This is a genomic window from Streptomyces sp. NPDC059499, from assembly GCF_042749285.1.
Lineage (GTDB): Bacteria > Actinomycetota > Actinomycetes > Streptomycetales > Streptomycetaceae > Streptomyces.
In genome coordinates this window covers 43,413-52,521 of sequence record NZ_JBHYTT010000029.1, presented here as the reverse complement: position 1 = coordinate 52,521, position 9,109 = coordinate 43,413, and the positions used below count along the sequence as shown (strand labels likewise).

Genomic DNA, 9,109 nt, shown 5'->3' with positions numbered 1-9,109 from the left:
GCTCCCGAGGGAGTGCGGGGCCTTTCCGTGTGTCCGGGACCGAAGGGGCCCTGAAGGGGCCTGCAGGGCCCTTCTCAGCCCTGCCAGCTGTGCGGAGCACGGAAACCGGGGGTGCGCTCCAGTCGGCGCCATCCGGCGTGGTTGCGGCCCCGGTGGGCGGGCGCGTCGGGCTGGGCGGCTGCGCGTGCGAGCAGGACCGCGGTGATGGCCGCGAGCTCCTCGGGGCCGGCCTGGCCCTTCTCGACGCGCAGCACGGACTCGGCGGGAGTGACGCTCATGGTGTCTCCGTCTTCTGGACGTTCTGGGCAGCTGGTCGTTCACGCATCCGGGGTTGCCGGGGCGGCTGCGACTACTGCGGGGGGTTGCCGTGCTTGCGGGACGGCAGATCCGCGTGCTTGTTGCGGAGCATCGCGAGAGAGGCGATCAGGACCTCACGCGTCTCGGCGGGGTCGATGACGTCGTCGACCAGGCCGCGCTCCGCGGCGTAGTAGGGGTGCATCAGCTCGGCCTTGTACTCCTTGACCATGCGGGCCCGCATGGCTTCGGGGTCCTCGGCGTCCGCGATCTGACGGCGGAAGATGACGTTGGCGGCACCTTCGGCGCCCATCACCGCGATCTCGTTGGTGGGCCAGGCGTACGTGAGGTCGGCACCGATGGACTGGCTGTCCATGACGATGTACGCGCCTCCGTATGCCTTGCGCAGGATCAGCGAGATCCTCGGCACGGTGGCGTTGCAGTACGCGTACAGGAGCTTCGCGCCGTGCCGAATGATTCCACCGTGCTCCTGATCGACGCCGGGCAGGAAGCCGGGTACGTCCAGCAGAGTGACGATGGGGATGTTGAAAGCGTCGCACATCTGGACGAATCGAGCGGCCTTCTCGGACGCCTCGATGTCCAGGACACCGGCCAGCGACTGCGGCTGGTTGGCCACGATGCCGACGACCTGGCCGTCGAGCCGGGCCAGGGCGCAGATGATGTTGCGGGCCCAGCGCTCGTGGATCTCCAGGAAGTCGCCGTCGTCGACGAGCTCCTCGATCACCTTGTGCATGTCGTACGGGCGGTTCCCGTCGGCCGGGACCAGGTCCAGCAGGACATCGCCGCGGCGGTCTGCCGGGTCGTCCGTCGCCGTGACGGGCGGGTTCTCCCGGTTGTTGGACGGCAGCATCCCGATCAGGTAGCGGACCTCGGCGATGCAGGTCTCCTCGTCGTCGTACGCGAAGTGCGCGACGCCCGAGGTCTCGGCGTGCACATCCGCGCCGCCGAGCCCGTTCTGGGTGATCTCCTCGCCGGTGACGGCCTTGACGACGTCCGGTCCGGTGATGAACATCTGCGAGGTCTCACGGACCATGAACACGAAGTCGGTGAGGGCGGGGCTGTAGGCCGCGCCGCCCGCGCACGGGCCGAGCATCACGCTGATCTGCGGGATGACACCGGAGGCGCGGGTGTTGCGCTGGAAGATCCCGCCGTACCCGGCGAGCGCGCTCACGCCCTCCTGGATACGGGCGCCGGCGCCGTCGTTCAGCGAGACCAGCGGAGCACCGGCCGAGATGGCCATGTCCATGATCTTGTGGATCTTGGTGGCGTGGGCCTCGCCCAGTGCGCCGCCGAAGATCCGGAAGTCGTGCGCGTAGACGAAGACCGTGCGGCCCTCGACCGTGCCCCAGCCGGTGATGACACCGTCGGTGTACGGCTTCTTGGTCTCCAGCCCGAATCCGGTCGCCCGGTGACGGCGGAGCTGCTCGACCTCCTTGAACGTACCGGGGTCGAGCAGGAGCTCGATGCGCTCCCGTGCGGTCAGCTTGCCCTTGGCGTGCTGTGCCTCGGTCGCCCGGTCGCTCGGTCCGCGCCGTGCCTGCTCGCGCAGGTCCAGCAGTTCGGCCACCCGGCCACGCGTGTCACTCGGCTCGCCCGGGATTTCGTCCACAACGGTCATGCATCGACCCTACGAACCCGACCCAGGGATTCGTGCCGTCGACTCCGGACAGTCTCCTGCCCGGTTTCCTGGTGGCACCTGACAGAACCGACGCACCATGCAGCCCATCTGCCAGCCCGTGGGGCTCTCCCGTTGTGGGTCTTCCACAAAGCGGGGTCTGTGGTGTGGGGCACATCGGCGAATGCGCGCCACGCCGCGGATCCACCGGCCCGGCGGACCTCGTACCCAGAATGGCAGGGGGCGGAACCGGAATCGGAACCGCCCCCTCGCCACAAGCCCGGGTTCAGCTTCCGCAGTGGAAGCGGGCGCTCCCCCAGTCGGCGTGGTCGTTGCCGTTGCCGTCGCCGCCGTCCGCGACGGCCAGCTCGACGTACTTCGCGCCGGTGACGTCCGCCTCCAGCCGCCACGCGGTGTCCGCCGCCCTCAGCACGGGCGAGGCGGCCTTCTCGGTGCCGTCCGCCGTGACGGAGAACAGCACACTCCCCCGCGAGGTCTGCGCGTCGTCGACCCCGACCTCGGCGGTGAACGAGGTGCACTTCCCGCCCAGGTAGTAGCGGACCTTCGCCGGTGCGTGGGTGCCGAGGCCCTTCTCGTACACGGTGCCCCCGATGTTCAGCGGGGTGCCGTCGCCGGCGCCCGTTCCCCCGTTGGAGAGGTCGCGCTCGACCGGACCCCAGCCGTTCTCCGAGCTCGTCCAGTCCAGGTCACTGGCCCAGCTGTCGGTGACGGGCGGCGGGGGCAGGGTCCGCACGGTGGTGTTCGCGCCCAGCGTGCGTGGGGTGCCGTCCACCGTGTACGAGGCGGCGGCGCCCAGGTCGTACGCCTTGTACGCTGCGTCCGCGGGCGGGGTGACCTGCCAGCTCGCCTCGGTCCTCGCGCCGGGTGGGACCCTGTCGAAGGTGACGGCTCCGGCGGGCTGTGCCGTCCAGCCCGCCGGGAGGGTGAGGCCGACCTCGACGCCGGTGGCCTCCGCCGCCTCGTGGTTGGTGAAGGCGGCCTTCACCGTGGTGGCCGCTCCGGGCTCCAGTGCCTGGGTTCCGGCCGTGACGGCGAGCGTGGCGCAGGCGGACCGCTCGCCCGCGGGGGCGGGTCCCAGGTCGGTCACCGTGAATCCGTCGAGCACGAGGTCGGCGCCCTCGGGAGCGTCGCCGCGCTTGCGCAGCCCGGTCCAGGTGTCTCCGCAGCCGGCGGTGACGGTCTCGGTGAAGTGACCGGTGGTGAGCTGCCGGCCGATCGGCGTGGCCCGCGTCTCGGTCGATGCGGGGGCGCCGTCGGCGTCGATCCGGTCGTACCCGTCGACCCACTCGTAGGCACCGGCGTGGCTGGACTGGTAGTCGTACTCGACCTTGTAGCGGCGGCCGTCGGTCATCGGGACGGTCCAGGGTGCGGTCCGGTAGACGAGGCCGGTGTTCTCCTCGTGGGCCTTGAGGGACTCCTTGCCGCCGAGCACGTCGTCGACGAGTTTCCCGTTCCAGCCGGCCTGGGTGTAGGGGGCGTGCAGCTGGGAGACGCTGGTGCGGGGATCGGTGGAGCCGCCCGCGTCGCCCTTGAGGAAGGGTCCCCAGCCCTGGTCGACGTCCTCGAAGTCCTCGTACGCGACGGTGCCGGGTTTCGTCGCCGGGGCGTTGGCGACGATGCGTACGTCGTCGGCCCGCACGGTCGCCGTGCTGCCGCGGGCCGCCTCGATGCGCAGGGTGGTGCGGCCGTCGGCGGGTGCGGTGAAGTTGACCTTGGCCCGCTGGAAGTACGTGCCGTGCCGGTCGGACGCGGCGACCTGGTCCTCGGCGGTGGACCGGTCCACGGCGACGGATGTCCTGCCGGCCGAGAGGGTCGTGTGCCGGCTCCTGCCCGGTTCGACCTCGATGAACGCGGAGGCGGTGTAGCGCGTGCCGGGCTTCAGTCCGGTGATGCGCTGGGAGAGCGCGGCCGTACCGGAGCCGGAGAGCTCGGCGCTGTTGCGTCCCTGTTCGTCGGTGTCTCGGGTGACGGTGCCGGTCCGCGTCCAGTCGTCCAGCCCGCTGTCGTTGAAGCCGGGGTCGTCGACCGGGGTGCCCTCGCCCCACCGCGGGTCGGCGGCCTGCGGCGCCCGGTCCGGGTAGAGGACGTAGGGCTGTCCGGCGGTGGCCTCCAGTGTGATCCTCCCGCCGACGGGCCGGACGGTGCCGGTCCTGACGCGGCCGTTGTCGGTGAGCTTGTAGACGGTGTACGCGCCCGTGCCGGGAACGGCCCAACTGCTGCTGCCACCGGCCTTGTTGTAGTGGTAGAGCTTCTTGCCGCCGTCCCAGGGCAGCAGGTAGCCGGTGCCGCTGAGGACCTTGCGACCGTGGTCGTAGAAGGTCCGGCTGCCGTTCTCGACCGTGCCGCGCACCCCGCCGGTGAGTGTGACGTCGTTGCCGTCCCAGCGGGTGATCCTCTGCTGCTGGAGGTACTTGGCGGGGAGGTTCCTCTCCCAGATGTTGGCGTAGAAGGCGTTCCAGTCGGTCTCGCCGGTCCAGCCCTCGAAGTCCTCCAGCGCGGTCTGGCCGAGGACCGGGTCGTTGTTCCAGATGTCCTTCTCGTCGTTGCGGATGAAGCGGATGATCTTCGAGTTGAGGCCCTTGTTGGTGGCACCGCCGTAGTCGAGGTCGTTGGCCCAGTGGGACCAGAGCGAGCCGCGCTCGAACTTGTCGGCCCATTCGGTCCCGACGTTCCAGCCCTGCTGCTGCACGGCCCGGAGGGTCTTGTCCGCGATCCAGCCGTGCGAGTAGTAGACGTCGATGTAGAGGAAGCCGAGGTTGTCGTCGGTCTCGTCGCGCAGCTGCTGGAAGCGCTTCGCGAGGTCTCCGCTGTTGATGTCGCGGCGCTGGTCGATGTAGTAGCTCTGGTTGAGCCAGTTCCAGCCGGGCTTCGTTTTGTCGACGAGCTTCTCGTCGAACGCGTCGGCCTCGGGGTAGGACTCGGTGGCGTTGACGTGGACGCCGAAGGTGGCGCCCCACTTCCTGCCGTCCTCGAGCAGTGCGTTGAGGTCCTTCAGGCCGCCGGCCCGCTTGTTGTAGTTGCCGCCGTAGTCGGGGTGGGCGGAGTCGTGGCCCTCGGAGCCGTAGCCCTTGAGCACCGCGAGCTGGCCGAGGCCGTCGGTGGCGAGCGAGACCCGCTTGACGTCGTCGAGGGTGCGCAGGAAGGGGTGGGTGGCCTGGCTGGCGAAGTTGAACGGGATGTGGGTGATGACCCGGTTCGCGGTGTCCTCGGAACCCGGTGCCTTGATCCCGATGGACCGGAAGGCCACCGCGCCGTCCTGCCAGTTCACGGCCTTGTCGCCGTTGGCGTCGGGTGTGACGACGACCTTCGCCCAGGGCAGGTCCGCCCCGCTCTCCGGCTTCGGCGCGCCCTCGCCGCGGTAGGTCCACTGACCGGACCACACCCCGACCCGGACACTGCCGTCGGCTTCCTTGCGGGCCTGGTGCCAGAAGCGGGCGTCGTCGCCGCCCGTGGCGCCCGAGGGCTTGTCGTAGGTGGAGTTGGACTCGATGGCGGCGGCCAGGGTGCCCGTGCTGACGATGGCGTACGAGGCACCGAGCGGCGCGCTGTCCGCGGCCGTCTCCTCGGTGACCTCCGCGAACACGTCGGCGGTCTTCGTGGAGTCCGGGTCCAGCCGGGTGAATGCCGTGGCGGCGCCTGTCTCGGCGGAGCCTACGGAGACCAGGTCGTGGCCGGGTATGTCGATGGTGCCGACGCGGAAGGCCTCGGTGTCGCGCACGGCGGTCACCTTGAAGGTGGTGGCGCGTCCGGCCACGGAGAGCGTGGTGTCGATCTCCACGCCGGGCAGGTCCTCGAAGGCGAGGGTGTAGCGGGCCTCCGTCGCGGTGAACTCCGGTGCGCCCTTGAGCCGCACGGGGTGGGCGGCACCGTTGAGCGTGACGGCGGTGACCGGCCGCGTACTGCCGGCCAGCCGCGCCCCACCGGCCCGGTCGGTGTACGTCAGGACGCGCGGGAAGTCCTCGGCGACGGAGACGGAGAGCTGCTCCGAGGCGATGACGGCACCGGCTGCGGCGGAGTCGGCCGCCGCGGCAGGCGGCGGGTCGGCGGCCGATGCGGGGAGCGCGGTACCCACGAGGGCCAGGACGGCGGCTGAGGCGGCGGCGACTGCGCCCGCCGAACGGAATCTTGACGACATGAGGACTGAGTAATCCCACGGCCTCGACAGGGTCAACGTCATACCGTCCCGAGGGACTTACCAGTCCAACAACCGCGGTCGGTTAGTCCAAGAGCGGTGGGACACGTCAGGCCGGGTCGCGCGTTCAGTTCCTGTTCACCGCGCGCACGCGATCACCGACCGAGGGTCGCGAAATGCCGCTCCGAGACGTCGAGTTGTGAAGAATTTCGATTCTTGAGAGCGCTCTCAGTCCTAACTCTTGACGCTCGCGGCACCCGTGGTGAGAGTGGTTCGCACCGCAGGCGGCCCCCACCGCACCGCCTCCCCGCTCGACCACCCATGACTCCGCCTGCGGCCCCCCACATCTCGGGAGTTCTTCATGATTTCGCGCAGAATGTTCCTGACGGGCGCAGCCGCCTCCGCGACCGCGCTCACCTACCCGCTCTGGGGCACCGCCCTGAGCCCGCGCACGTCGGCCGCACCGGCGACGTGCGAACTCGCCCTGGAGAACCGTTCGTTGCCGGGCACCGTCCATGCGTACGTCACCGGCCACGAGCAGGGCACCGACCGCTGGGTACTGCTGCGGGCCGACGGCAGCGTCTACCGCCCGGACTCCCCGGGTGCCCCGCAGACCCCGCTTCCGGTGGACTGCGCCATCCCGCTGAAGGCCGCCGGCGCCGGGCCGGTCGTGCTGACGCTGCCTCAGATGTACGGGGCCCGGGTCTACTTCGTACGCGACGACAAGCTGGACTTCTACCTGAACCCGGGCCCCTCCCTGGTCGAGCCGGCCTTCGCCACGCCCACCGACCCGAACTACGGGCGGACCTGGTCGTTCTGCGAGTTCACGTTCAACCCGCAGCAGATCTACGCGAACATCAGCTACGTCGACCTGGTGACGGCGCTGCCGATCGGCCTGACGCTGGAGGGCGACACCACGCACACCGTGGCGCCGCTCCCGGACGGGGCGGTGCAGCGCATCGCCGACGACCTGACGGCCCAGGCCGCCGCTGACGGGCAGCCCTGGGACAAGCTGGTGACGCGCGGTCCGGACGGGAAGGTCCTGCGGGTCGTCTCGCCGCAGAACCTGATGGCGCCGTTCTTCGACCGGCCGAACGAGATGCCGTTCCGGGATCTGTTCACGGCGCAGATCGACGAGGTCTGGGAGAGGTACCGCTCCACCGACCTCCGGATCGACCTCCAGGGCGGCCGGGGCACGCTCGCGGGCCGGGTCAGCGGCGACACCCTGACGTTCGAGGGTGGTCACACCTTCGTCAAGCCGACGTCGAAGGACATCTTCACGTGCAACCACGGGCCCTTCACGAACAACCCGGGTGACTCCGACGACAAGAAGGCACTGCTGGCGAGGATCGCGGCGGGCTTCAACCGCTCGATCATGCTGAGCCACCCCCAGCAGCCCAACGGCACGACGGTGGCGGACTACTACAAGGGCGCGGTGACCAACCACTGGTCGCGCGTCGTCCACGCGAACTCCCCGATCGGGTACGCGTTCCCGTACGACGACGTACGCCCGGACGGCCAGCCGGACGTCTCCGGGGCTGCCCACGACGGCAACCCGCGGCGCTTCACGGTGAGCGTCGGTTCCTGACCGGAAGCCTGCGTCAGGACCAGGGCCGCCCGCCGTTCCCACACGGCGGGCGGCCCTGCCGCGTCCGCGTCGGCCCGGGCGGTCCCGGCACCCGGCTGCGCGTCGCGTTCCGGCGAGGGGCAGGATCCTGTCCGGGGGCCCGTACCCGTGCGCCGCCTCCCCAGCTGGTCCGCAGCGATGTTCCAGGAGAACGCATGCCCTTCGACGTCCACGCAGTCCGCGCGCAGATTCCGGCCCTGAAGTCCGGGTCGGCCCGCTTCGACGCGCCCGGCGGCACCCAGACACCCCAGCCGGTCATCGACGCGATCACCGACGCACTGGCGAATCCGCTCGCCGTCCGGGGCACGCAGAACGAGGGCGAGCGCAACGCCGAGGCCATCGTGGCCGGGGCCCGGTCCGCCCTGGCCGACCTGCTGGGGGCCGAGCCGCGCGGCATCGTGTTCGGCCGCAGTTCGACGCAGCTCACCTACGACCTCGCACGGACCCTCGCCAAGGACTGGGGGCCCGGCGACGAGGTGGTGGTCAGCCGTCTCGACCACGACGCCAACATCCGCCCCTGGATCCAGGCCGCCGAGGCGGTGGGCGCGACGGTCCGCTGGGCCGAGTTCGACCCCGCGACCGCTGAGCTGACACCCGGCCACGTCGCCGCCGTCCTCGGCGCGCGGACCCGGCTGGTCGCCGTCACCGGCGCGTCCAACCTCGTCGGCACCCGCCCCGACCTGCCCGCCATCGCCGGGCTCGTCCACGCCGCCGGCGCCCTGCTGCACGTCGACGCCGTGCACTACACGGCTCACGCGGCCGTCGACCTGACCGCCGTCGGCGCGGACTTCCTGGTCTGCTCCCCGTACAAGTTCCTCGGTCCGCACATGGGCGTGCTGGCGAGCAGGCCCGAGCTGCTGGAGACCCTGCGGCCCGACAAGCTCCTGCCGTCCACCGACGCGATCCCGGAGCGCCTGGAGCTGGGCACCCTCCCGTACGAGCTGCTGGCCGCCGCCCGCGCCGCGGTGGACTTCATCGCCTCGCTGGCTCCCGGCACGGAGGGCACCCGGCGGGAGCGGCTCCTCGCCGCCTTCGAGGAGATCGAGGCGCATGAGGACGCCCTGCGGGCCCGCATCGAGACCGGGCTGGCCGCCCTCGACGGGATCACCGTGCACTCGCGGGCCGCCCGGCGCACACCGACGCTGCTGCTGACGTTCCCGGGCCGCTCCGCCGCGCTCGCCTCGCGGTATCTGGCCGAGCACGGAGTCGACGCTCCGGCCGGCTCCTTCTACGCCCTGGAGGCCTCGCGCCATCTGGGTCTGGGCGACGGGGGCGGGCTGCGGATCGGCCTCGCGCCGTACAGCAGCGCCGAGGACGCCGACCGGCTGCTGGACGCCCTGGCCGCGTTCCTCACCGCACACCCCGCCGACGCCTGAGCGTCCCCGGACCCACGGTGCCC

General features: G+C 71.0%; 5 protein-coding genes. 2 read left to right on the top strand and 3 right to left on the bottom strand.

The window, feature by feature from the left end:
* Window positions 1–74 precede the first annotated feature (74 nt).
* From ACFW9O_RS36245 to ACFW9O_RS36235, 3 genes are all read right to left on the bottom strand, one after another.
* A complete protein-coding gene (locus tag ACFW9O_RS36245; protein WP_329207026.1) occupies window positions 75–278 on the bottom strand; it encodes an acyl-CoA carboxylase subunit epsilon in 204 nt (67 codons plus the stop codon).
* A 71-nt stretch (window positions 279–349) separates the two neighbouring features.
* A complete protein-coding gene (locus ACFW9O_RS36240; RefSeq protein ID WP_351169673.1) occupies window positions 350–1,933 on the bottom strand; it encodes an acyl-CoA carboxylase subunit beta in 1,584 nt (527 codons plus the stop codon).
* 283 nt (window positions 1,934–2,216) lie between these two features.
* Complete coding sequence (locus ACFW9O_RS36235) at window positions 2,217–6,086, bottom strand: endo-alpha-N-acetylgalactosaminidase family protein (protein WP_384615394.1); 3,870 nt, start codon at window positions 6,084–6,086, stop codon at window positions 2,217–2,219.
* A gap of 358 nt (window positions 6,087–6,444) precedes the next feature.
* Here ACFW9O_RS36235 and ACFW9O_RS36230 point away from each other — a divergent pair, with 358 nt between their 5' ends.
* Together ACFW9O_RS36230 and ACFW9O_RS36225 are read left to right on the top strand one after the other, a co-directional pair.
* The gene (locus tag ACFW9O_RS36230; protein ID WP_384615391.1) at window positions 6,445–7,671 is read left to right on the top strand and encodes a glycoside hydrolase family 64 protein; all 1,227 of its coding nucleotides are present in this window, start codon (window positions 6,445–6,447) and stop codon (window positions 7,669–7,671) included.
* A gap of 194 nt (window positions 7,672–7,865) precedes the next feature.
* The gene (locus ACFW9O_RS36225; RefSeq protein WP_384615390.1) at window positions 7,866–9,086 is read left to right on the top strand and encodes a cysteine desulfurase-like protein; all 1,221 of its coding nucleotides are present in this window, start codon (window positions 7,866–7,868) and stop codon (window positions 9,084–9,086) included.
* The last annotated feature ends 23 nt before the right edge of the window (window positions 9,087–9,109 follow it).

What these genes read in the sequence shown, in the direction of transcription:
- ACFW9O_RS36240 (WP_351169673.1), bottom strand. Translation starts at nt 1,933, where the DNA reads ATGACCGTTGTGGACGAAATCCCGGGCGAGCCGAGTGACACGCGTGGC.
- ACFW9O_RS36245 (WP_329207026.1), bottom strand. Translation starts at nt 278, where the DNA reads ATGAGCGTCACTCCCGCCGAGTCCGTGCTGCGCGTCGAGAAGGGCCAG.
- ACFW9O_RS36230 (WP_384615391.1), top strand. Translation starts at nt 6,445, where the DNA reads ATGATTTCGCGCAGAATGTTCCTGACGGGCGCAGCCGCCTCCGCGACC.
- ACFW9O_RS36235 (WP_384615394.1), bottom strand. Translation starts at nt 6,086, where the DNA reads ATGTCGTCAAGATTCCGTTCGGCGGGCGCAGTCGCCGCCGCCTCAGCC.
- ACFW9O_RS36225 (WP_384615390.1), top strand. Translation starts at nt 7,866, where the DNA reads ATGCCCTTCGACGTCCACGCAGTCCGCGCGCAGATTCCGGCCCTGAAG.